This window comes from Paenibacillus sp. SAFN-054 (genome assembly GCF_051966755.1).
Lineage (GTDB): Bacteria > Bacillota > Bacilli > Paenibacillales > Paenibacillaceae > Paenibacillus_AQ.
This window is the reverse complement of sequence record NZ_JBQCKS010000004.1, coordinates 358,099-381,514: the sequence shown is the minus strand read 5'-3', so window position 1 is coordinate 381,514 and position 23,416 is coordinate 358,099. Positions and strand designations below refer to the sequence as shown.

At 55.0% G+C, this 23,416-nt stretch carries 18 protein-coding genes; 11 read left to right on the top strand and 7 right to left on the bottom strand.

Annotation, left to right across the window (positions count from 1 at the left end; genetic code table 11):
* Positions 1–185 precede the first annotated feature (185 nt).
* The 9 genes from ACTHPM_RS20320 (at position 186) to ACTHPM_RS20280 (ending at position 13,988) form a co-directional block, all read left to right on the top strand.
* Positions 186–1,748, top strand: coding sequence for an extracellular solute-binding protein (locus ACTHPM_RS20320; RefSeq protein ID WP_440396959.1), 1,563 nt, complete (start codon positions 186–188; stop codon positions 1,746–1,748).
* A 48-nt stretch (positions 1,749–1,796) separates the two neighbouring features.
* Complete coding sequence (locus ACTHPM_RS20315) at positions 1,797–4,208, top strand: glycosyl hydrolase family 95 catalytic domain-containing protein (protein ID WP_440396960.1); 2,412 nt, start codon at positions 1,797–1,799, stop codon at positions 4,206–4,208.
* A gap of 103 nt (positions 4,209–4,311) precedes the next feature.
* Entirely contained in the window at positions 4,312–5,508 is a 1,197-nt protein-coding gene (locus ACTHPM_RS20310; RefSeq protein ID WP_440396961.1) for a glucuronate isomerase, read from the top strand.
* Positions 5,508–6,554: a glycoside hydrolase family protein gene (locus ACTHPM_RS20305; RefSeq protein ID WP_440396962.1), complete on the top strand. Its 1,047-nt coding sequence runs from the start codon at positions 5,508–5,510 to the stop codon at positions 6,552–6,554. The genes ACTHPM_RS20310 and ACTHPM_RS20305 overlap by 1 nt, the downstream gene beginning before the upstream one ends.
* Before the next feature lie 3 nt (positions 6,555–6,557).
* Positions 6,558–8,708: a TIM-barrel domain-containing protein gene (locus tag ACTHPM_RS20300; protein ID WP_440396963.1), complete on the top strand. Its 2,151-nt coding sequence runs from the start codon at positions 6,558–6,560 to the stop codon at positions 8,706–8,708.
* Between the two features lie 37 nt (positions 8,709–8,745).
* Entirely contained in the window at positions 8,746–9,918 is a 1,173-nt protein-coding gene (locus ACTHPM_RS20295) for a glycoside hydrolase family 88 protein (protein WP_440396964.1), read from the top strand.
* A 70-nt stretch (positions 9,919–9,988) separates the two neighbouring features.
* Positions 9,989–11,815, top strand: coding sequence for an alpha-L-fucosidase (locus ACTHPM_RS20290; RefSeq protein WP_440396965.1), 1,827 nt, complete (start codon positions 9,989–9,991; stop codon positions 11,813–11,815).
* Between the two features lie 206 nt (positions 11,816–12,021).
* Positions 12,022–12,258 (top strand): DUF6953 family protein, encoded by a 237-nt coding sequence (locus tag ACTHPM_RS20285; protein WP_440396966.1) that lies wholly within the window; start codon positions 12,022–12,024, stop codon positions 12,256–12,258.
* A gap of 500 nt (positions 12,259–12,758) precedes the next feature.
* Positions 12,759–13,988 carry a glycosyl hydrolase family 8 gene (locus ACTHPM_RS20280; RefSeq protein WP_440396967.1) on the top strand — a complete coding sequence of 410 codons (1,230 nt, stop codon included), beginning with the start codon at positions 12,759–12,761 and terminating at the stop codon, positions 13,986–13,988.
* Positions 13,989–14,396: 408 nt separating this feature from the next.
* On the opposite strand, the gene ACTHPM_RS20275 is transcribed toward ACTHPM_RS20280, so the two are convergent.
* From ACTHPM_RS20275 to ACTHPM_RS20255, 5 genes are all read right to left on the bottom strand, one after another.
* The gene (locus tag ACTHPM_RS20275) at positions 14,397–15,335 is read right to left on the bottom strand and encodes an exosporium glycoprotein BclB-related protein (protein WP_440421647.1); all 939 of its coding nucleotides are present in this window, start codon (positions 15,333–15,335) and stop codon (positions 14,397–14,399) included.
* Positions 15,336–15,480: 145 nt separating this feature from the next.
* Complete coding sequence (gene mraY, locus ACTHPM_RS20270; RefSeq protein ID WP_440397288.1) at positions 15,481–16,428, bottom strand: phospho-N-acetylmuramoyl-pentapeptide-transferase; 948 nt, start codon at positions 16,426–16,428, stop codon at positions 15,481–15,483.
* 146 nt (positions 16,429–16,574) lie between these two features.
* Complete coding sequence (locus tag ACTHPM_RS20265; protein WP_440396968.1) at positions 16,575–17,144, bottom strand: DUF4825 domain-containing protein; 570 nt, start codon at positions 17,142–17,144, stop codon at positions 16,575–16,577.
* Positions 17,134–17,814: a permease prefix domain 1-containing protein gene (locus ACTHPM_RS20260; protein WP_440396969.1), complete on the bottom strand. Its 681-nt coding sequence runs from the start codon at positions 17,812–17,814 to the stop codon at positions 17,134–17,136. Before ACTHPM_RS20260 ends, ACTHPM_RS20265 begins: the two co-directional genes overlap by 11 nt.
* Positions 17,811–18,161, bottom strand: a complete 351-nt coding sequence (locus ACTHPM_RS20255) for a PadR family transcriptional regulator (RefSeq protein WP_440396970.1) — start codon at positions 18,159–18,161, stop codon at positions 17,811–17,813. The genes ACTHPM_RS20260 and ACTHPM_RS20255 overlap by 4 nt, the downstream gene beginning before the upstream one ends.
* A 330-nt stretch (positions 18,162–18,491) precedes the next feature.
* Here ACTHPM_RS20255 and ACTHPM_RS20250 point away from each other — a divergent pair, with 330 nt between their 5' ends.
* Entirely contained in the window at positions 18,492–19,403 is a 912-nt protein-coding gene (locus ACTHPM_RS20250) for a hypothetical protein (protein WP_440396971.1), read from the top strand.
* Between the two features lie 68 nt (positions 19,404–19,471).
* On the opposite strand, the gene ACTHPM_RS20245 is transcribed toward ACTHPM_RS20250, so the two are convergent.
* Complete coding sequence (locus ACTHPM_RS20245; RefSeq protein WP_440396972.1) at positions 19,472–19,987, bottom strand: SRPBCC domain-containing protein; 516 nt, start codon at positions 19,985–19,987, stop codon at positions 19,472–19,474.
* Between the two features lie 239 nt (positions 19,988–20,226).
* A complete protein-coding gene (locus tag ACTHPM_RS20240) occupies positions 20,227–20,673 on the bottom strand; it encodes a DinB family protein (protein ID WP_440396973.1) in 447 nt (148 codons plus the stop codon).
* Between the two features lie 529 nt (positions 20,674–21,202).
* Here ACTHPM_RS20240 and ACTHPM_RS20235 point away from each other — a divergent pair.
* Positions 21,203–23,281 carry a GxGYxYP domain-containing protein gene (locus ACTHPM_RS20235; protein WP_440396974.1) on the top strand — a complete coding sequence of 693 codons (2,079 nt, stop codon included), beginning with the start codon at positions 21,203–21,205 and terminating at the stop codon, positions 23,279–23,281.
* Positions 23,282–23,416: the final 135 nt, after the last annotated feature.

Genomic DNA, 23,416 nt, shown 5'->3' with positions numbered 1-23,416 from the left:
GCAGGGTGACCTGCTGCTTTTTTGCGTGAAGTGGCATTGCCGCTTGAATTCTAATCTTCATGGCATACCCTAAAAAAACACACCACCAGCATAATCCGCCCCATGGGTGCTCCCCGACTTTTCGTTTTATCATGAGGTAAGCACAGGAAAGAGTGTCTTTCGATAAAGGAAAGGGGAAAGGTCTAATGAAGAAATGGGTCAGCCTGATTTTGGCATCAACACTTCTTACAGCAGGACTTGCAGGATGCGGAGGCGGAACGAAGGAAGAAGCAGCCGACGCCTCGGATGAAACAAAACCGCTTAAATTCTCCATCTCCCTGACAACAAGTGGAAACGCTTACGCGGAAAGCTCCAAGGACATAAACAACGAAAAATGGGTGAAGGAATTCGAAAAACGCGCCAACATCGACGTCGACATGCGCATGATTCCGCTGAAGGATTTTGACTCGAAGATGGCCGTTATGTACGCAGGCGGGGATATTCCTGACGTGGTCCAAAACGTCGGCGGGGCAACGGATAAATCGATGTCAGGCTCCATTGAAGCCGGTGTGTTCATGCCGCTCGATGACCTGCTCAACGAATACGCGCCCAATATTATGAAAGCGGTTCCGAAGGAAGCGTGGGCGGAAGTCAGCTATAAAGGAAAAATTTACGGCGTACCGACATGGATCAGCAATCCATCCCGCCGTGCGACATACATTCGTACCGATCTGCTCGAAAAGACGGGACTTCCGGTACCGAAAACGATGGATGATTACCTGAACGTGATGCGCGCATTCAAGAAATTGGGCGTCCCAGCGCCGTACCAAGCCCGTGAGAACTTCAAATATGCCGATATCGGCTTCGGGGCCTACGATGCGCTCGGGTATCAATTCGTCGAGAAGGACGGCGAGGTCGTGCCGAAATTCTTCAACTCGGAGAATATGCAGAAAGCGCTCACCGTGTACAAAACGATGTATGACGAAGGTTTGATCCAGAAGGACTTCGCCACGATTCAGGCACCGCAGTATTCCGAGAACATCGAGGCGGGAAATGCGGGAATCTGGACGGCCAACGCTGCAAGCTTGCTTGATTTCCGCACGAAAGTACAGGCTTCCATACCGGATGCCAAAGTGGACATCATCCCGTCTCCGGAAGGCGATCACGGCCTGAAGGGCTACGGATTGTACAGCTCGGTCAACACCTCTTTGTACATCAACAGCAAAGTAAGCAAGGAAAAAGCGATTCGCATCATCAAGCTGTTTGATTGGATGCAGACACCGGAAGCGACCAAATTCTTCAGCTTCGGTATCGAAGGCGAGAACTATACCGAGAAAGACGGCAAAATCGACTACAAGTTCCCTACTGACAAGCCGGGCAATGACGAGCAAGGCTTCCGTTCCCTGCTGAGATGGGTCGGCGACGGCACGATCAACCGTGAGCGTACCGAGCTGCTTCCTGGCGGAATGGACGTACTGAAAGCGCTCGACGAAACGCTCGCTGACGAAGGCATCGGCGGCATCGGCTTCGTGCCTGAGCTGGAATCGTTCAGCAAGAACCCGGACCTCGCGTCCAAGCGTCCCGATCAGGCACCGAAGCTGATCATCGACCACATGGTCAAAATGATCTACGGCAAAGAGCCGATCACGGATTGGCCGAAGGTGATCGAAGAATACAAGCAAAAAGGCGGCAATGACATCGTCAAGGAAGCCACCGAACGCTTCAAAAACAAAGACGGTATCTTGAACCAGTCGAGCCGCAACCAATAAGATGAACCGCAGGTTGATCGAGAAGACGGGAAGAAAGGCGTGTGAGGCATGAAGACGGAGCATCCATGGAAGCTGAAGCTAAGAACCCCCTCCTCCTGGTGGGGAGCCAAGTGGCGGGAGGCGCTGCCGACCGGAAGCGGCACCATCGGCGCGGCCGTGTATGGAGCGGTGCACCGGGAGACGGTGATGCTGACGCATGGCGACCTGTGGTGGCAGAGCCGAACGCCGGAGCTGCCCGACGTCAGCGGCAGGCTGCCTGAACTGCGCCGGCTGATGCTGGAAGGACAGGAACCGCAGGCGGAGCCGTTATTGGTCGATGAGCTTCACAGAAAAGGATATGATCCGGTGATGGCTGTTCCGCTGCCGCTGGGGGATCTCACGATCGTCATGGATGTGGATGCGGGCTTCAAGCACTATTCCCGTGAGCTTGATATGCAGACCGGCGAAGTTACCGTTCGCTGGAAGGACAGGGGGGCCGCTTTCGAGCGGGCCCTGTTCGCATCCCGCCCGGAAGACATGATCGTGATGGAGCTTCGCGGCGAGAACCGCGGCTCTGTACAGGCTCGGCTGTCGCTCGGCCTGCATGATCCGGCCGATGTGAAGCGGCCGCCGGGACGGCCTGAAGCTCCGCTTCCCACAGACGTGGAAACGGGATCGGACGGCGCTTATATATGGTACGCCGCACGAAGCGATGACGGCAGCGATTTCGGCGCGGTGGCGCGGGTCATCCCCGAACAGGGCAGCCTGTTGGCAGATGGACCGGAGGCCGTGATCCGCGGCGCGGACGGGGTACGGGTGCTGCTGCGCATGTTCGTTCAGGGCAGCCGGGAACAGGAATGGAAGCGGCTGAAGGCGGAGCTGGCCGCGGAAGAACGCGGCTACGCCGAGCTTCTGGAAGCCCATGTGCGCGAGCACCGGGAATTATTCGGGCGGATGTCACTGGATCTTGGCGCTGAAGGGCGCGAGCGTTCCAACGAAGAACTGCTGCTTGAGGCTTATCAAGGCGAGGCGCCGCTGGCTATGCAGGAGAAAATGTGGGCTTACGGCAGATACCTGCTGGTCTCAAGCTCCCGCGAAGGCGGCAGCCCATGCCATTTGTACGGCCTGTGGTGCGGGGAATACCGCGGCTTCTGGGCCTTTAACATGGCGAACGAGAACCTGCAGATGATCTATTGGCAGGCGCTGAGCGGCCGGATGCCGGAGCTGCTGCTGCCGGTCTTCGACTATGTCGAGCGGCTGATGGACGACTTTCGGCTGAATGCACGGCATATCTACGGCTGCCGCGGGATCTTCATCCCGGCGCCGACGGCGCCGGATTCGGGCCTGATCAAGACGGTTACGCCGCATATCATCCACTGGACCGGGGCGGCAGGCTGGATTGCCCAGCATTATCACGATTACTACCTGTATACGCAGGATCGTGAATTTTTAAGGGAACGGGCCTTACCCTTTTTGAGGGAGGTCGCCTTGTTCTACGAGGATTTCTTCCTGACCGGGGAGGATGGACAGCTGGTAAGCTGCCCGTCCAACTCGCCTGAGAACAGGCCGGGCAACCGGGCCGGCGGCCCGAAAGGGACGACGGTCAATGCGACGATGGATTTTGCCATTGCCAAAGAGGTGCTGAGCCGGTTGGTAGCCGGAGCCGAAGAGGAGAGCCTGTATCTTGAGGAGGTCTCGGTATGGAAGGATCTGCTCGGCCGGATTCCGGCTTACCAGCTCAATGAGGACGGAGCCGTCCGGGAATGGATGCACCCCTCCTACGCAGATGAGTACCATCACCGGCATCAGTCGCATCTGTATCCGATGTTCCCGGGCAAGGAAATCACGAAAGGGAAGGAGCCGGTTTTGTTTGACGGGTTCCTGACCGCCGTGAAGAAAAGGCTTGTCGTTGGGCTGAAGGAGCAGACCGGCTGGTCGCTTGCCCATATGGCCAATTTGTACGCCCGACTTGGCGAGGGCAATCTGGCGCTGGAATGTCTGGACCTGCTGAGCCGCTCGGCGGTCATCAACAATTTCTACACGCTTCACAACGACTGGAGGAATATGGGCATCGGGCTGTCGATGGACTGGGCGCCGTTCCAAATCGACGCGAATATGGGCTGGACGGCCGCCGTGCAGGAAATGCTGCTGTACTCCGAACCCGGCCTGATGCGGGTCCTGCCGGCGCTGCCTGATCGGTGGACCCGGGGCCAGTCGCAGGGCCTGCTGGCGTGCGGGAACATCGAGGTGGACGTGGACTGGGACCGGGAGAAGGGGCGTCTAGCCGTCGAGCTTAGGGCAGCCTCCGACCGGAGCATCACCGTTGAGCTGCCGGCAGGCGCCATAATCTCAGGCAGCAAGGGACAGCCTCGGGAGAGCATGGGCATAAACGGCGTTACAGTGTCCGGGGAGGATCCTGTCCGCTTGCAGGTGTCGCTGCGGGCAGGGGAGCCGATCGTGTTCGAAGCGGATTTTGGGTAGCTGGCACGGTTGAACTAAGGGCATATCCCCCTAACAGGATCAAATGGCAAAAAGGATATCGACGGAAATATACATGAGCAGGCAACGAAGGAGAGGATTCCGTATGAAGCAAGCATCCTTGCTGGATGACATCATGACGATGGACGTAATCGATACGCATACGCACCTGGTGGGAGACCGTCTGTGCGCGGAGAATTTCTGGAAGATCGCGGATTACTTCTGGCTGAACCGCGAGCTCCAGACCGCCGGCTATCCCGCCGAGGCGGAAAAGCTGCCGGAGGAAGAGCGGATGGACGCCTTTCTGAGGGCATACAAAGCCTCGCGCAACACGCTGATGAACATTGCGTTCTCGACCATTCTTAAAGATTTATACGGCGTGGAGCTTACCGATAAGGCATCGATCCTGGAAGCTGATGAACGGATTAAAGCGCGCGGCCAGGAGCCAGGCTGGGCGCAAAGCGTCGCGGACCGGCTGCATGTGCGCCGCTTTGCGGTCAATCATCCTGACCATGCCGCATTCGAAGGCATGAAGGAGCACGCGCTGCTGTTTCCGCGGATTGACGGCTGGCTGCCGAAGCTGGTGCAGGAGGTGGCCCAGGCGGATCAACGGGAAGAGGCTCTGGAACAGGCCAAGACGCATATCAAGACGCAGCTTCGCGGCTATCACGAGGCGGGCTGCCCGGGCATCATGACGACGCTCTCCCAATATGAAGCCGCTGCGCATGAGGAATATGCCATCGGCAGCGAAACGGCCTCCGATGAAATCTTGTTCGTGCTTTTGCATGAAATATGCGCCGAGCTTGAAAGCCTGGGTATGTTCCTGCAGCTGTTTTTGGGCGTGGAACGAAGATGGGGCACCGCGGCTGCAGCCCCGGTGAACGATTCGCTGCGCGTGGTCCGGCTCTACGGACTGTTCGAGCGCTACAGCATCCCATTTGAGCTGGTCACCGCCGCGGAGCTCAGCAATCTGGATGTGGTGCAGGCGGCATGGAACTTCCCGAATGTGCATGTCGGCGGCATGTGGTGGTACAACTTCCGGGCAAGCACGTATACCCAGAGCATGCAGTACCGATTGGAAGCGCTGGCGCCCTTGAAAAGCTCGCTGATCGTCTCCGATGCCCGCTGCATCGAATGGACGTACGGCAAGATCCATGTCGTGAAAAGATTGCTCGCTGAATTCCTGGACGTCCAGGTGGCCAAAGGCTGGATCGACCGGGAGGGAGCGCTCTACTGCGCTTCGGAATGGCTGTATGGTAGTGCCGCCAAGCGATACGGTTTAAGCGGCCGGGAGGGAGCATAATGTCCCTTTCGCTGAAGGAACGCATGCTGCCCGCGCCGGTTGGCGGCGGTTTCCGCATGGAGAACTGGTGGGTATGGTGCGGCTCGGTCGTCCGCGGCGAAGACGGGCGTTATCATATGTTCGCTTCGCGGTGGCCCAAATGGCTGCCGATGCATCCGGGCTGGCTGATCCGCTCCGAGATCGTGCGGGCGGTGTCGGATACGCCGGAAGGGCCGTACGAATACGCGGAAACCGTGCTCCCGGCGAGGGGGGCGGAATATTGGGACGGGCGCAGCACCCATAATCCGCATATCATCGCGCATAACGGCAAATTTCTGCTGTACTATATGGGGTCCACGCATCCGTTCGCCGAGGCGGAGCCCGGAGATACGGTTGAAATGGATGACTGCCGCGTCATTGCTGCCCGGGCGAACAAGCGGGTTGGCCTGGCGGTGGCAGACAGCGTCCTTGGACCGTGGAAGCGCATGGATGCGCCGATTTTACCGGTTCGTCCGGGCAGATTCGACAGCTATTTGACATCGAACCCCGCTCCCTGCATTCGGGAGGACGGTTCGGTCCTCCTGATCTACAAAGCGCGGAAATACGAGGGGCATACGTACGGGAAAATGACGCTTGGCGCCGCAAGGGCGGACACTCCCGAAGGCCCTTACCGCGTGATCAGCGAACAGCCGCTGTTTCCGCCGGAGGTGCATGTGGAGGATCCGTTTATTTGGCGGACGGAAGAAGGCTACGCCATGATTGCGAAGGATATGGACGGGCATCTGTGCGGCGAGAAGCATGGCGGCATCCTGGCGGTGTCAGAGAACGGCACGGACTGGAAGCTTGCGGACAGCCGAAAGGCTTATTCGAGAACCGTTGCGTGGGACGACGGAGCGGAACGGGTGATGGGCAGCTTTGAACGGCCGTTTCTGCTGTTTCAAGAAGGCAGGCCGACGCATATGTTTGCCGCCGTTGCCGATGGACCCGGAGGATTTCGCCAGGCGAAGAACACCTGGAATATGGTCATCCCGCTATCGGAGGGAGATGATGAGGCCAAGGAGGGCTGATCCATGCAGGATGTGAACTGGATTCAAGCAGCGCCGGGCGTATGGAAGATAACGGTGGGCAGCCCGGACGGATTGACACCGCTGGCCTGCCTGAACCGGAAGCCAAGAACCGAAGCGATGAAGGAGCTGCCTGAGGAGGATCGGCCTTTCGGCGGGGATGAGATCGGGCTGAAGGCCCTGACTGCGGGCGGCAGCCTGCTCTCGCTGCCTCTGGATCCCGGGGAGGAGCTGTACGGCATGGGCCTGCAGTTCATGCGCATGAACCAGCGCAGCCGGACCCGGTACCTGCGGGTGAACAGCGATCCGAAGCAGGATACCGGCGAAACGCATGCGCCGGTTCCCTTTCTGGTCAGCGGCCGGGGATATGGCATTCTGGTGGACAGCGCCAGAGCCGTTACCTTTTATTGCGGCTCGGCCCTGCGGCAGCAGGAAGATGCCGCCGCGCAGGCCCGCGACCGCAATCTGGATCGCCGCTGGAAGGCGACGCCGGTCTCGGACCGACTGGAAATCCGCCTGCCGCAGGAGGGCGCCGACGTGTATCTATTCGCCGGACCGGGCATGCAGGATGCGGTGCGGCGCTACAATCTGTTCTGCGGTGGAGGTACTCTGCCGCCCCGCTGGGGGCTGGGCTTTTGGCACCGCGTGCCCACGCTCTACAAGGACGCCGAGGTGGAAGCGGAGGCCATGGAATTCCGGGCGCGGGGTATTCCCTGCGACGTCATCGGGCTGGAGCCCGGATGGCATTCGGCGAGCTATCCCGTCACGTATGAATGGGATACCTCCCGGTTTCCCGACCCGGCCGGCTTTGTCGGCAGGATGAAGAAGGCGGGCTTTCAGGTCAATCTATGGGAGCATCCGTACATATCGCCGGAGTCGGCATTATATGCCGGCATGCGGAAGCTGTCGGGCAGTTATTCCGTATGGGGCGGGCTCGCCCCCGATTATACGCTGGAGGAAGCCCGCAAGCTGTATTCGGACCAGCACGACCGGGAGCACGTCAGCCTTGGCGTATCGGGCTACAAGCTGGATGAATGCGACGGCAGCGAGCTGACCCGCAATTCCTGGATGTTCCCTGCGCATGCCGAGTTCCCGTCCGGACATGACGGGGAGCAGATGCGTCAGCTGTACGGCCTGCTGCTGCAGGACATGACGGACCGTCTCTACCGCGGAAAGAACCGGCGTACCTACGGGCTCGTCCGCGCTTCGAATGCAGGGGCGTCCAATCTGCCGTATGTGCTCTACTCGGATTTGTATGACCATCGCCAATTCGTCAGGGCGCTGTGCAATGCTTCCTTTTGCGGGCTGCTGTGGACGCCGGAGGTGCGCAGGGCTGATAGCGCGGAGGATTGGGTGAGACGGATGCAGACGGTATGCTTTTCGCCGCTTGCCATGCTGAACGCGTGGGGGGACGGGGTCAAGCCGTGGAGCTATCCGGAAGCCGAAGCCGTCGTTAAGCATTACATCCGCCTGCGAATGCGCCTGCTGCCTTATTTATATACAGTGTTTGCGGAGTATGAAGCGGCCGGAACGCCGCCGTTTCAAGCGATGCCGCTTGTTCTGGCTGCCTCGAAGCCGAGGAAGGGCGATGCCGCGGGAGCAGGCAGCCCAGCTTCCGCTGAAGGTGAATCCCATGGCGGATTCAATACGGCGGAGGGAGCTTACGGCAAGCAGGCCGGACGCGAATGGGATGACCAGTTTTGCATCGGGCGTGATCTGTTGGTCGCTCCGATGTTTGCCGGCGAAACAGGGCGCGACGTATTGCTGCCGGATGGCGTCTGGTATGAGGCCGAAACCGGCGTGCGGCATGAAGGCGGCCGGGTCATCCATGTCAATTGTCCGCTGGAGCGTCTGCCGCTGTTCGTGCGGGAAGGAGCCATCATCCCGATGATGCCGGCGCTGGATCATGTGCCTGCGAATGGCGCGGAGATACCGGTCGAGATGATCCACTTCGGTTCCGCTCCCGCCGAAGGGCAGCTGTATGACGATGACGGCGATACCTTTGATTATGAAAAGAGCGGCGGCAGCTGGCGCAAGGTCAGCGTCACCCGGGCGCAAGACGGAGCATTTGCCGGAACGGCCGCAAGTGGCGGTCCGCAGTGCAGGTACCGCATTACGGGATGGCGCTTCGCGCAGACCCGCCTGCCGCTGGAATAGAGACGGGCATAAGCACACACAGAGGAGGAATTACACAATGAGTGAACAGACGTTAAACGAGATAGAGAAATCCGGGCATGCACAGCTTTCTCCGGCAGTCCGGTCCTGGGCCGATGGCGTATGGAGCAGGATCGAGCATAAGGTCGGGCGGACCAGCCGCCGGATCGGCGTCAGCTGTCCGCATGCTTCCGTAAACGGCGTGTATGATGATATGAGGGTATCCTGGTGGACGGCGGGCTTCTGGCCGGGCATTCTCTGGCATTTGGCAACGGACGGAGGGCACGCCGAGCTGAAGGCCATCGCCGAGCAGTGCGAGGAGCGTCTGGATGAGCCGCTGAACGCGCTGGCTGTGCATCATGATTCGGGCTTTATCTGGCTGCTCTCTGCCGTGGCCGATTACCGCATCACGGGCAGCGAACGCTCGAAGGAGCGCGGCCTGATGGCTGCTTCCCAGCTCGCGAGCCGCTTCAACCTGAAGGGCCGCTACATCCGTGCATGGCATGATACGCAAGAAGTGAACCGCGCCGGCTGGTCGATTATCGATACGATGATGAACCTGCCGCTGCTGTACTGGGCATCGGAAACGACGAATGATCCGCGTTTCCGGCATATCGCCGCCGCGCATGCGGAAACCGTGCTGAAGCATTTCATGCGTCCGGACGGATCGAGCTATCATATTCTCCGGTTCGACCCCGAATCCGGTGAGCTGCTGGGGGCCGATGCCGGACAGGGGCATGCGGAGAATTCTGCCTGGGCGAGAGGCAGCGCCTGGACGATTTACGGCATGCTGCTGTCGTATCAATACACGGGGAATGAAGAATTCCTGATCGGCTCCAAGCGTGCCGCCCATTTCTTCCTGGCGAATCTGCCTGAGGATTACGTGCCGCATTGGGACTTCCGGGCGCCGAGAAATGCAGATACGCCGCGGGATACATCGGCTGCCGCTTGCGCCGCATGCGGATTGATCGAGCTGGCGGGCTGCCTGCCGGAAGGCGAAGGCCAAATGTACCTGGAGGCGGCAACGCGGTTGATCCGCGCATTGGATGAACAGTATGGGGCCTGGGACCGGGAAGACGAGGAAGGACTGATTTTGTCCGGAACCTCGAACCTGCCTGGCGGGGTGCACATCGACACGCCGCTCATTTATGGCGATTATTTCTTCGTGGAGGCGGTTTCCAAGCTTCGCGGTTCGAAACGGCGGTTCTGGTAATCGAAACGGATATAGCAGAATGACACTTCGTTCGGAATATAGAAAAAGACATGGAAAGGGGATTGATCACGTGGGACATCAGGCCGATTTGCACAAAACCGGTTCCGTTCAGCAGCAAGAGAACCTTCTGGACGATCCGCTGCAGGCTCTGAAGGAGGAACCGGTCTCCGGACAAGACGAGGCTCACGAGCGGCGGATTGCTTGGTGGAGGGAAGCCAGGCTCGGTCTGTTTATCCATTGGGGACCCTACTCGCTTCCGGCAGGCGAATGGAACGGGGAAGAGGTCCAGGCTTCTTACAGCGAGCATCTCATGCTGCGGGCCCGTATTCCGGTGCAGGCATACGAGGAAATGGCCGAACAGTTCAATCCGACCGCCTTTGACGCTGGCAGATGGGTCCGTACAGCCAAGCAGGCGGGGCTGAAATACATCATATTCACCGCCAAGCATCATGACGGCTTCGCCATGTACGACTCGAAGGTCTCGGACTATTCCATCGTCAGGCATACGCCGTTCGGACGTGATCCGCTCCGGGAGCTTGCGGATGCCTGCCGCGAGGAAGGGCTGGTGCTTGGCATATACTATTCGCATGCGATGGATTGGCATGACCCCGACTCGCAGGGGAACACATGGGATTATCCGGGAAACATCGGTGCCTATGACGACGTGGAGAGCTGGATTCGTGACGAGGATAAGCGCACGCGCTTTGACCATTACCTTCACCGCAAGTCATTGCCGCAGGTTCGGGAGCTGATGACCGAATACGGCAAGGTCGGACTCATGTGGTTTGACTGCGGCGGCAAGCTGACGAGGGAGCAGGGAGAGCTGTTTCTCACCACCGTACACGCGCTCCAGCAGGAGTGCCTGGTGAACAGCCGTGTCTGGAAAAGCCCGCTTGGCGATTACGCCAATACCTCGGATAATCAGCTCGAGACGCGGGCGATCCGGCAGGATTGGGAGAACATCATCACGCTCAACGATTCCTGGGGATATAAAAAATCGGACAACAACTGGAAGTCTCCGGTCTCGATCATCCGCCAAATCGTCGACGTGGTCAGCAAAAACGGCAATCTTGTCATCAACGTCGGCCCGACGGGGACGGGAGAGTGGGACCCGGTCTCCGAGCAGATTCTGCTCGAGGTGGGTGACTGGCTTCATGTCAACGGAGACGGCATCTATGGCGCGGGCGCCTCGCCTACCGCGAGGCCGTCCTGGGGCCACTGTACATTAAAAGGGCAGACGCTGTACCTGCATGTATTCGAACCGCCTGCAGGCGGCTGCTTGGTGGTTCCGGGATTGCTCAGCGAGGTAAACCGCGTTTATCCGCTCGCAGGCGGAGACGACCTGGAATACCATTGGCTGGGAAGCAGCGATCTTGTCGTACGCCTGCCTGAAGGGCTGCGTCCAGAGGATGGCAAGCCTTTCGTGCTGGCTGTGGAATGCTCCGGTCCGGTGAACGGCAACGCCGTCCGGCTGCTGATGAACGGTGAGGGATCCGCTCATGTCTATGATTTGGGTGTTTTTGAGAGCGAAATCACTGGATCGGCCCTCCGTTACGATACGGGCAAAAAGAACCGTGATAACCTGCTGGACTGGACCGATGAGCGCGATTATACGACTTGGCGCGTGCGCACGTCCGGGCCTTGCGCCTTTACGGTTTCCCTGGAGTACGGCTGCGGCGAAGAAGGCGGAGGCAGCTACATGCTGCAAGCGTCGAATCAGACACTGGCTGCCGAAGTCCAATCGACAGGAGGACCGTATGATTTCCGCCGCTTTGAGCTGGGCGAGCTGCATTTTCCGGAAGCCGGCGAATACAGCATCGAACTCCATGCGGTCCGAATTGCCGGGGCATACCTGATGCACCCGCGCAAGCTGCTGCTGGAGCAGGTGAACGCCTGAACGTTTACTCATCATACGGATTTGGCTCATTTGCTGCACATTCACTGCCAATGCACAGGTTAATGATCAGCGTGAGTACACCCACAGGCACAGCATCATCGATTTTCATATCCGATCTGTTATAATAGGTGGACTTGCATAGGATGAATGAAAGCAGGTTAAATGTTCGTTCATTTTATATCAGAACGGAAGGGATCGATGCAATGATGGCATTTACGGCACAGCAGGTAGCCGAGTGGATGGTACAGGAGATCAGGTTCAAAGGCATTTTGTATCAAACCGAGGCTGTTTCCTACGTACGCGAGCATTTTGGAGAAGAGTTTGTTTTCGTGAATGAAAACGGCAATGCCTCGCTGGAAAAGGAAGTGAAAAAGGCTTTCCGGAAGCTCCACGGCGGTCGGATTGCCTGGGACCGGGACGGTTTTATGTGGGCGTGGACGTAACACAAGCAGCTCGTTGGTGCGGAAGCAGCGGGTCATGCTATAGAAACGCAATGTGAAGTTCGGAGTCATAACATGCCAAGGAACTGCCTTTACTAGCGTGCATAGAAACAATCAGCTTCATATCAGCTCCCGGGGCGCATGCCCGGGGGCTCTTTAAGTTATGTCGTACATATGATCTTACATGAAAATCGTATGAACGCGCATCGTTAAAAGCGTATGGTCTGCCTTGTAGTATGGTCTCAACTTATTGCGGGAAACATGTCGATTTGGGACTTTGGATACAGCCTTCCCAAGCCCTATTTACAATAATTAACATTCATACTAAACTATATATAAGCGTTAAAGTTAAAGCGCTTTAATTTTGGGGGAGGTGACCTTGGCGAGAAGTGCCACGAATCGGTTCATAGGCTTCGATTGTCGTTTCGAACGCTGCATTTCATCCGGCTTAAAGGTTATGTCATGGATTGTAAACCATTTGAACCTAAAAGGAGCGTAAGTTAATGAGAAAAACCAGGAAATTTTCGTTTAGCAGCAAGGCTGTTACGATGTGCTGTCTCGCTTTTCTTCTGATTCCAACAGGATTCGCTTTCGCCTCTCCGAACAAGCCGTTTCCGCAGCACACGACATATACCAGCGGCACGATCAAACCGAACAACGTCACGCAAAGCGCGATGGACACCGCCGTTCAGAACAAATGGAACAGCTGGAAATCCGCTTACCTGAAGCCGGCAGGCACCGGCAAATATTACGTGAAATACGAGTCCAACGGGGATACCGTGTCCGAAGCCCATGGCTACGGCATGCTGGCAACCGTCCTGATGGCCGGGTACGACAGCAACGCGCAGACCTATTTTGACGGACTTTATCAATATTATAAAGCACATCCGAGCGACAACAATTCCAAGCTGATGGCGTGGAAACAAAACAGCAGCTTCCAGAACATCGAGGGGGCCGACTCGGCCACCGATGGCGACATGGATATCGCCTATTCGCTCCTGCTCGCGGACAAGCAGTGGGGCAGCAGCGGCACGATAAATTATCTCCAAGCAGGCAAGGACATGATTAACGCCATTATGCAAAGCGACGTGAACCAGACCCAATGGACGCTGCGCCTTGGTGACTGGGCAACCGACAGCACCTACAAAAACGCTACCCGCCCCTCGGACTTCATGCTGAACCATATGAAGGCTTTCCAAGCGGCGACGGGCGATACGAAGTGGACGAACGTGATCGACAAGACGTACACGATCATCAATTCGCTCTACAGCGGCTACAGCTCTTCCACGGGGCTGCTGCCTGACTTCGTCGTTCTGTCCGGTTCCACGTACAAGCCGGCATCCGCCGATTTCCTTGAAGGTGCAAACGACGGGTATTACGACTACAATTCCTGCCGTACGCCTTGGCGGATCACGACCGACTATCTGATCAGCGGCGACAACCGCGCACTGAGCCAGCTTAATCAAATGAACAGCTGGATCAAAACGAAAGTTAGCAGCAACCCAAGCAGCATCAAGGACGGTTACAAGCTGAACGGCACCGTTACCGGTTCTTACAGCAGCGGCGCATTCTATGCTCCGTTCGGCGTCAGCGCTATGACCTCCTCGTCCAACCAAAGCTGGCTGAACTCCGTCTGGACGAAGACGGCCGGCAGCTCGAATGAGGGCTACTACGAAGACAGCATCAAGCTGTTCTCCATGATCGTCATGTCCGGCAACTGGTGGACGTACTAATCACTCAATTTCTTGTGCATAGGCAGTTAAACCGGGAGCCAGGGCTCCTGGTTTTTTTATTTATATCATTATTCATCGGCTCCTTTGCCTCTGGGATTACGATTACCTTTACAGAACAGATCAGGTCAATACGTAGCTGGCTTTTCCACAGAATTGTGCGTATGAATTCCCTGTACTGCCAGATATGCATACAAGTTCAGAAATATAGCTGCAAATTCGCCATTCTGTATTTTCTAAACACCTTTATGTAAGAATCTCTAACAATTCCTTTCTATAACATACATGATCTTCGCGTACTTTAACAAAAACCTCAGGGAATAAATACCGGTTCAGAGTTGGTTCCCACTCCACCTTATCCCGCATTTATTCCCTTTACATGGAAGGCCTATTCAGTCAGCATCCAACCGCTTATTCTATATTAACTCCGGCGCTGGCATAGCCTATAAGTGAAGTTTCTAGTGTGGGGGCAGATCCTGTCGCCGTTGAGGATATAACCATCAATAAACGGGTCTGAGGTGTCACAGGAATACTCAAGCCTGTCGTGATGCCATTCACGAATTCCCCTAAAGCTACAGTTCCAGTGAGACCAGGGAGAGCAACCAGAGCGCCGGGAATCGGTGTAAAAATATTATTCGGTGCAGTTGATTGATACAATTGAGCTATGATTGTAACGGTGACATCCGTCAAAGTAACCGGACTAAAATTACTATAAAAGGCAGCAATCGAAGTAATGATCCCAGCCCGAGGAACAGAAAAGGCAAAGTTAGTAATCCCTCCTTCTCCTGTTAAATCGACCGAGCCGCCAGTAAGAAAAACCAAGTTTGACGTGCTTCCGAAACCGATCAGACTTACAGTAGTTGATTCGCCACCGGTGGTAGTTCCTACTCCTACAGGCGCTCCCGAGGCAAATGGAATGATGCTGCCTGCCCCTGCCCCTCCGGGTGCGCCCGTTGCGCCCGTTGCGCCCGTTGCGCCAGTTGGCCCTGTTGCTCCTGTTGCTCCTGTTGCGCCAGTTGGCCCTGTTGCGCCTGTTGCTCCTGCCGCGCCTGTTGCTCCTGCCGCGCCTGTTGCTCCTGGTGTGCCTGGTGCTCCTGGTGTGCCTGGTGCCCCTGTTGCCCCTGTTGCACCCGCTGCTCCTGTTGGCCCTGTTGCTCCTGTTGCTCCTGTTGCTCCTGCTGGCCCTGCTGGTCCTGCTGGTCCTGTTGGGGCAATCGGGTTGTTAATCTTAATCTTTACTTCAGCGCGATTCTGTTGGAATTTTGGTCTGCCCTTTTTCACTAATTTACGTTTTCTAATGGATGGATTACAGCTTTTCACAGATTTCGTACGAACTATTACTCTTTTCACATAGACACCTCCATAGATTTCTCATTAGTCTATGTGTTCTTCCCTAGCTAGGTATGGACTAGTGTATGGTAGACATCTGCTTATTTCCCCTCCATATAAAACAGAAGATAGGCTTGCTGGTTCCGGGCTTTGTTACCCTTTCCATTCATCCTATCATCACATACTTCCAGATTAGCCAGCAGATGAGCACTGACAACCAGGAGATGAAGCCGAAAATCATCACGATTTTGTTCTCGCTCCACCCGTATTTCAGGCTGAAGTGGAAATGGATCGGAGTCATGCGGAAAAGACGGAGCTTGGTGCGCTTGTAATACCATACCTGCAGAATGACCGACAGTTGTTCGGCCAGATAGATGAAGAACAGGATTGGAATCAGGATTTCGACCTTTTCAATCACGGCGAGAATGGACAGGGAGCCTCCGATTGCCAGCGAACCGGTGTCGCCCATGAAGGCCCTAGCCGGATAAATGTTGTACAGGAAAAGGCCGAGCAGGCAGCCGATCATCACGAGCGAGAAGGTCTGCACCTCCGGTTTGTCCGATATCATGAAAAAGAAGAAATACGTCGGAATCGCCACGTTAATCAGCAGTCCGTCCAGCCCGTCGGTAAAATTGATGGCGTTGGCGGAGCCGACCACGAATAGCATCATGATCGCTACGTACGCATACAGGGGCAGATGCAGCTGATAACCGTGAAACAGCGCTATATCGGTGGTCAGCCCGAAGAAGTGCAGCAGCGCGTACAGCAGCATGCCCGTAAATGTAAACTGCAGCACCAGCTTCATGCGCCCCGAGATGCCGGAGGGGTCCTGCCAGGCAGCCTTTTTGAAGTCGTCCAGAAAGCCGATGGAGCTGAACAGCAGGAACGTCGCGCAAAGCAGCAGCATGAGCGGAACGGGCTGCGATGGCAGGGAGGTCGCCACGCCGACGATCAGAATCAGCCCGGCCATGAGGGGGGTTCCCCGTTTGGCCTGATGATCCGCCGGCAGCTCCGACCGGATCGGCTGCGTCAGACGGAGTCTCCGCAGGGTCCAGATCAGCATCGGCATGAGCACTGCCACCAGCACAAAGGACAAGCCGGATATGGCCATCATTTCAAACATGCGATAACACCCTTTTCTGGAAAAATAGGTTTCTATATTCTATTTAATTCGGAGTACTGGACAAACATTCCTTTCATGTGGGGGAAATGGAAAGCTGGATGAGGTTTTTTCGGATGACGACAATGAAAAAGGCCTGCTTACGCGTCCGTCACGGTAAACAGGCGGGAGATTCCCTTTTTCACATAAGAGGGTTCTGCGAGCGGATGCTGGACATCCGGCTTCCAGATTTTTGGAGAGTCGGTCAAGGAGGACAGCCTTTTACCGTACCACTCCTCAAGCCGGCCTCGCTCGGTTTCATACAGCCGGTCATCGAATCTGAAGCGGATCCGCTTCAGGTTGTCGATCAACGCAAAAGCGGCGGTAGCATTATATATGAGCGTTTGTTCAAGCTTCTCCGGATCCACATCGGTGGCCCTTGAATGATAGATGATGTCTGCGGTCAGGCTGTCCGGATGAAGTTCCATCGTGCTGCGGACCTCGCTAAGAGGTAGGGTATGCATAAGGTTCGACAGGTTCGAAGCATTGCCCATGTATTTGTTCTGATACTTCATGATGCTCTCCAGATCATGCGTCAGCGGGCTTAACTGCTCGGCCGCATAGATCTGCTCATTCCGGTCCCACTGCGGCAGTACGATGCCTTGAACCGCTGAGAACAACAGAACACCCACGGCTGCGAGCAGCAGGATCGATTTATTTTTAGTCCACATGGCCTTTACCTGCCTCGTATTTTATTTTCAGGCGGACGGAGGCGCTGAAGAGCAGCGGAATGATGATGGTAACGAACGGCCAGGCATAATTTGCCGCGAGTACGCCGAATTGGTAGGGCCCCGAAATATGCAGCTGTCTGCCGAACCAGATATTGCTGCCCATATGAAGCGCCGCCTTAGACATCGTCATCGCCAGAATGAAGATACCCCAGATGATCCAGGCCAGATTACGGCTGAGTATGGCGGCCGCTTGGTTGAAGCTTGCAGTCTTAGCGTCCGCGCGGGAAGCCGAGCTGCGGCGGATCAGGTAGATGACGCCCAGCACAAGGGCGATCAGCGGCAGCAGCAGGCTGAGATTCTCCGCGATCCGGAAGAGCCGCATCGGGATCGTGACGATCCAGGCGACCAGGCAGTAAAGCAAAGCGGTTTGCAGCATGGCCGTCCGATATGTAAAGCTGTCATAAGAAGCCTGTTCCTCAAGCAATCCCGCCACGCTTGTCATATTGGCCTTGGCGGCTTCCACGGCTTGACCGTAATCCATGCCCTCTGCGGTTAAATCCGCGACTTTGGCTTCCAGATTGCTGAGGATTTCCGCCTTCAACTCCCGGACCTGCCGGGTGGGCGCGTACCCCGCGAATAAATGATTCACGTGCTTCTGTAATGAATTCAATTCGATCCCTCCCCGGATTCAATCAGCTGATCAATCAGCCTCTTGGCGATTTTCCAAGCCTCGACGCTGCGATGGTAGTTTTCTGCCCCGAGGGGCGTCACTGTGTAATATTTTCGGCGGCCGCCCTGGCTTTCATTCCCCCAATAAGACGTGATAAACCCTTGGGATTCGAGCCTCTTGAGGCTGGTATACAGCGACGGCTCCTTAAGCTCGTACTGGCCTTGGCTGTATTTGAAGATGGATTTCATAATTTCATAGCCATAATTGTCGCCCTCATCCAAAATGCGGAGGATGATCGTATCAATATGGCCGCGGATCAAGTCACTGCTGATGCTGCTTTCTCCCACGCGCGTTCACCTCGTGCAAATAATGTATCACATAATACTATGTGTGGCAATGTAATATACGCTGCCAATCACTACGCATAAGATCACGGCCCTATGGTATGACCATGGGTCCTTTTTGCCGTTCCCGAAAATGGGACTTTCATCACCGAAAAATAGGGAGCGGTTCTCTTCTTCTGAGCATGGCTGCTGTTTAAGATTATAAAGGTGTCGCTCTCGTTTAATAAGTGTTACGAGATGAATTCCCGGCATGCATCCTTATGCTCCCCGGGAATGCCCACAACTGCAGCATGAAATCATCCTGCAGCACAAACATAAACAGGAGGTGCAGCTATGACGCTGCTTCGCAAGCTGGTTACCGTTTTGTCCGTCGCCATCATCGCCGCTGCTTTCCTGCTGGGAACATTGCCCGGCCAGGCCGCTGCCGCCTCGGACCCTTTTGCCGCGTATCACAAGGTGTTCAAGAAGGGCCCGAAGATCCCCAATCTGGATACGCATTACGTGCCGCAGGGCATGACGTACATCCCGTCCAAGAACTGGATTCTGATCTCTTACTACTACCATAACAAAAGCAACGAGTCTCTCGTGAAGGACAGCTTGATCGCCGTCGTCAATGCAGGGACCGGCAAGATCGTCAAAAACGTGTATCTGTCGGACGAGAAAAAATCCCACACCGGCCATGTCGGCGGGATGGGCGTGTCCAGGAGTTACCTCTGGATCGCGTCTTCCACTAACGCCAAGGATTCCAAGTACAACATGCTGCGCTATAAGCTGAGCGACGTGGCTGCAGCCAAGAACAACAGCCATCTGAAGTTGAACAAGGGCTTCAAGCTGAAGGCTTCCTCCTACGCCACGGTGGCGGATGGAGATTTATATGTCGGCAAGTTCAACGAGAAGAACAATTCTTCCTTGTACCGGTATGATCTGAGCAGCTCCGAGAATCCTTCATCGAGTCCAAAAACGACGTACAAAACGCCGGCACAAGTTCAAGGCGTCGCCGTTACGGGCAACCATCTGATTTTCTCTACTTCTTACGGGCGGAATAATCCCGGGTACCTTCGCATCTATACGAAGGCCGCCTCACCGAAACTGAAAAAAACGATGAAGATTCCGAACATGTCCGAGGACCTGGCTATCATCAAAGGCAATCTGTACATTAACTTCGAGTCGGGTGCCAAGTATTACAGCAATGCGAGCTATATTAAAAAGACGCTCTCGTACGCCAAGCTTAGCTCTGTGCTGTAAACGAGCACGTCCGAAATAAAAACAGCCGCCTGGCTCCAAGAGAGTCAGGCGGCTGTTCCCTATTTTCCTTACTTGACCTCATTCAGACGCTCATCCAAGCGATCCCAGGTTTCGGTGATACCCTGAATCATACCCATGTCCATCACAGTCTTGAGGGCTTCCGCGGACACATATTCAGCACGGTTGACGAGCTTCGTCTTGCCACCCAGATCCATGAATTCCAGCCGGATCTCGGTCGACGGCAAGCTTTCGTCCGTGGTGCCTTCAGCATTCGAGAAGTAATCGGTGTAGCTGATCGACTCTGGCTCAGCAATTTCCTTATAGACGCCTTTGCCCCAAGATTCCATGCCATAAAAATCCCCCTGGCGCTGATCCATGCATTTCATGCAGTAGTGCCAAACGCCGCCCGGCCGGAAATCCACGTTGCATACCGTGAGTTCCCAGCCTCTAGGGCCCCACCAATGCTTAAGATGTTCAGGCTCCTTGAACATCTTGTACACGAGATCGCGCGGTGCCTCGAAAACGCGCTCCAAAATCAACACTCGCTCGTTCTCAACTCTAGAAACCATTGTGCTGCTTGACATCATAATTCCTCCTCGACTTGAATGATCCTATTCACGTTTCATGAACTGCGATTCCTGTGAGTCGCCTCCCGGATTGCCGTGTTCTTACAAACTGGGCCGGGAGGGGGGAGCCGATAATCCATTCTCTTGTTGTTGAAAATAATATACCCGATACGGAATATTCCTGTCAAGGAATATATAAAAGCGGCCTTAATAAAAAGGCTTCGGATTTCTGCTTATTCTTGTTAAGCTAGTGACAGTTATGTACTAAATATTTGTTCGAGATGGTGATCCAAGTGATCAACATAGTCTTTTATAAGCCACTCTAACGTAACAAGTTTTTCTTCACCAATGTCGCATAAATACAGCAACTTGTCTTCGGGAATGTTTGCAATGACTTCAGCCACTTGCTTATTCAACATAACCCAAAGAGCCAAAATATGATCAATGCTTAGGTTTTGGTAATTCATGAGTTCCACCCAATGATTCTGGGCGTATTTTAACACTGAGTAAGGCTCAGATTCATATTGAGAACGCACAAATCGTTGTAAATTAGTAAGTGCGGAGTCACACAGATGCCCGAGTATTTCCTTTTTTGACCAACCGTTTGGTCGGGTCCGAATCGAAAAATCGAGTTCAGAATAAGTATGGATTCTGGATGGAACATCCGTAATCCTAAAATTAAGATGTTGTAAGATCGCTTCCATGTTATTTCCTCCAATTTGTTTTATAGATTGTACCCACACTAATGTTGTGGATCAATAATTGGTTATTACGCTAAGGTTTTTTTTCATGGGTGTCAATTCAAAGACAAAATAACACAGTAATTGTGCAGCTTAATGAACCGCCTTTCAACTGAGGCGGTTTTCTTATGATTCAATATCAACATTAGAATTTAACATAGGCAATAAAAAAAGAAGGGTAAAAAGCATACCGGCATACGGAGGCATCGTACGGCATGTCTGTGGCCCCGGACGGACACGGTATAATTTGTCGAAATGAAGCCGGTTCATTCGGAACAAAGGCCTAAATGGATGAACCTATAGTACGGTTTATTTTCCAGGATATTGTAAAATTATATTATATATATTAAATATAGATTATATATATTAGCTGTGAAGGAGATCCTCGATTCATCCGGCGTTCAGCATGCGGAAGATTTCAGGTTCGGGCCGGAAGGAACGTCGCTTCTTTCATCTGCCAACCAAATCATCGTAAAGTTGAGGTGTATCGTTTATGCTTCGTAAGTTCACCGCGGTTTGTCTTGCTGCCGTCTGCATGCTGTCCATTTCAATGGGTGCATCCGCCGATCCCGCGCCTAGCCAGTCATTCTCGTCCAGCGGCAAGAGCGGCATCAAATGGCCGCAATCGCAGGCGCTTCCAGCCTTTGCGAAGGTAAAGCGTCTGGAGGTAGCGGACATTTATGACGCCCCAGGCGACGTCAAGCTCATGCTTGCGACCCTGCAGGGTATCGCCAACAGGAGCCAGCCCCGGATTTATCTGCTTGAAAACCAGGAGGAAGGCAAGATGACCTGGTTGAACGATCTCAAGGTACCTTATACGGTGCATAACGATCCTTGGGAATTGGTGACCGAATTCAAGAAAGAAGTGAAGGGAATCATCGTTTACGATCCGAAAGTGCCGGACAGTATCAATGTGGCGACAACCCTTGCCGGGATCAAGGATGCGGTGGTGGCAAGTCCCGAGCTCAGCGCCAAGCTGGCATCGGCTCCATACAACCTGAAGGTGCTCGATGATTTGCAGGGCAAGTTTAAGGATAAGATGGATGCTTATACCTGGCAGTATGATCATTTGTGGAAGCAGACAACGCACCGGATGCTGATCGGGCTCAGCCCGGATACGTCGGTGAAGCTGCCTCCGGGACTTCCGCAGTCGTTCAAAGTGGTGGCCGAGGAGAAAACGCAGGAGCGGGATGCGAAGAATCGCCAGACCTACGATCTGGAATTGACGTCTTTCCTGGGTTCGGAGGCGGTATACCTCCGCTTTGAGGATGCGTTCCAGCAGGACGGATGGGGGGCGGCCGTTCACGAAGTGACCGTAAAGGCTGATGGCCAGACCATCGCCCGGTTCGTGCCCGGAACCGACGACGAGAAGCCTTTCCTGTACGATGCTCAAAGCTCGCAGCTTTCGGAAGGCAGCGGCGGACACCGGTTCGCAGACAACGGGCGGTACTTTGTCTACGAATTTAAAGTACCTGCCGGCACGAAGTCGTTGACCGCTTCGGTGGACATGTGGAACCAATTCAAGGTGTTTGCGGGCAATGAAGCTCCGCCTTCATCGGAACAGAAAGAGCCGTACGGCTATCTCCGTGATTATGCGGTCGCCAACAAGGCGATGGTATTCTGGCTGGGCACCAATACGCCTGAGCAAAAAGCACTGTTTGATAAGATTCTGGCCGATGTTCCTGCAGGCACGCCATACCTCGGCTGGTTCAGCAACGATACGGAAGGCGAGTTCAACGGGGTAGAGCTGTTGTCGAACCACAGCGTCTACGTGCTTGCTGCTGACTGGTTCAGCAATCTGACGGTATTTTCCGGTACGGAGAACAAGGGCCAGGGGCCGCTGCCGTCGGATAAGGTCAAGACGCCGAAGCTCGAAAATAAAATTTATGTAACGTACACCTTCAGCGAGGGTGACAACTTCCAGTACAACCAGCACCGGATGCGGCAATTGTGGGATGATCCGAACCGAGGCAGCGTCCCGATCAACTGGACGTCGAGTCCTATGCTGTACGATGGGGCGCCAGCGATGCTGAACTACTACAGAAGCACGGTAACCGCGAATGACCAGCTGATCGCCGGACCTTCCGGCGGCGGATACTTCTATCCGAATGCTTGGCCGGAGAAGACGCTTCCCGCATTTCTGAAGGAGACCTCCTCGTACCTGAAAAAGACTGGCATGACCGTACCTTACGTACTGAATCGCATCGCGAACCAGAACGTACCTCTCAGCGATTCGGTCATCAAAGCGTATGAGGACAACTACCGTCCGAACGGTCTGTTCTTGAGCTGGGAAGACCATTTCGGCGTGGATATACTGAATGGGAACCTGCCGGTATCGACGATTCAGGGCATTAGTACCGTAGCGGACGGACAAAAGATTCTGGCGGATGCCAAAGCGAAGTGGGACGGCAAATCCCCACTGTTCGTATCCCTCGGGCTGCTCGCCTGGAATATGACGCCGACCGATGTGCTGAAGCTGACGGATTCGCTCGGGCCGGAATACCAGCCTGTGTTGGCAGACCAATATTTCTCCCTCATCCGGGAGGCAAACCATCTGCCAGCCAAGCCGTAAAATTATGAAAAGTTAACAAAGAGCGGTCAATGCCAAAGGCGTTGGCCGTTTTTTAGTCAAGATATCAGAAAGTATAAGATTCGAAGCTAGATCTTCCTGATATCGCAAGAAAAACAACATCTTGATGCGGTCTGT

Excerpts from the sequence above, each read along its gene's own strand:
- ACTHPM_RS20320 (WP_440396959.1), top strand. The coding sequence starts at position 186 with ATGAAGAAATGGGTCAGCCTGATTTTGGCATCAACACTTCTTACAGCA.
- ACTHPM_RS20315 (WP_440396960.1), top strand. The coding sequence starts at position 1,797 with ATGAAGACGGAGCATCCATGGAAGCTGAAGCTAAGAACCCCCTCCTCC.
- ACTHPM_RS20310 (WP_440396961.1), top strand. The coding sequence starts at position 4,312 with ATGAAGCAAGCATCCTTGCTGGATGACATCATGACGATGGACGTAATC.
- ACTHPM_RS20305 (WP_440396962.1), top strand. The coding sequence starts at position 5,508 with ATGTCCCTTTCGCTGAAGGAACGCATGCTGCCCGCGCCGGTTGGCGGC.
- ACTHPM_RS20300 (WP_440396963.1), top strand. The coding sequence starts at position 6,558 with ATGCAGGATGTGAACTGGATTCAAGCAGCGCCGGGCGTATGGAAGATA.
- ACTHPM_RS20295 (WP_440396964.1), top strand. The coding sequence starts at position 8,746 with ATGAGTGAACAGACGTTAAACGAGATAGAGAAATCCGGGCATGCACAG.
- ACTHPM_RS20285 (WP_440396966.1), top strand. The coding sequence starts at position 12,022 with ATGGCATTTACGGCACAGCAGGTAGCCGAGTGGATGGTACAGGAGATC.
- ACTHPM_RS20280 (WP_440396967.1), top strand. The coding sequence starts at position 12,759 with ATGAGAAAAACCAGGAAATTTTCGTTTAGCAGCAAGGCTGTTACGATG.
- mraY (WP_440397288.1), bottom strand. The coding sequence starts at position 16,428 with ATGATGGCCATATCCGGCTTGTCCTTTGTGCTGGTGGCAGTGCTCATG.
- ACTHPM_RS20265 (WP_440396968.1), bottom strand. The coding sequence starts at position 17,144 with ATGTGGACTAAAAATAAATCGATCCTGCTGCTCGCAGCCGTGGGTGTT.
- ACTHPM_RS20250 (WP_440396971.1), top strand. The coding sequence starts at position 18,492 with ATGACGCTGCTTCGCAAGCTGGTTACCGTTTTGTCCGTCGCCATCATC.
- ACTHPM_RS20245 (WP_440396972.1), bottom strand. The coding sequence starts at position 19,987 with ATGTCAAGCAGCACAATGGTTTCTAGAGTTGAGAACGAGCGAGTGTTG.
- ACTHPM_RS20240 (WP_440396973.1), bottom strand. The coding sequence starts at position 20,673 with ATGGAAGCGATCTTACAACATCTTAATTTTAGGATTACGGATGTTCCA.
- ACTHPM_RS20235 (WP_440396974.1), top strand. The coding sequence starts at position 21,203 with ATGCTTCGTAAGTTCACCGCGGTTTGTCTTGCTGCCGTCTGCATGCTG.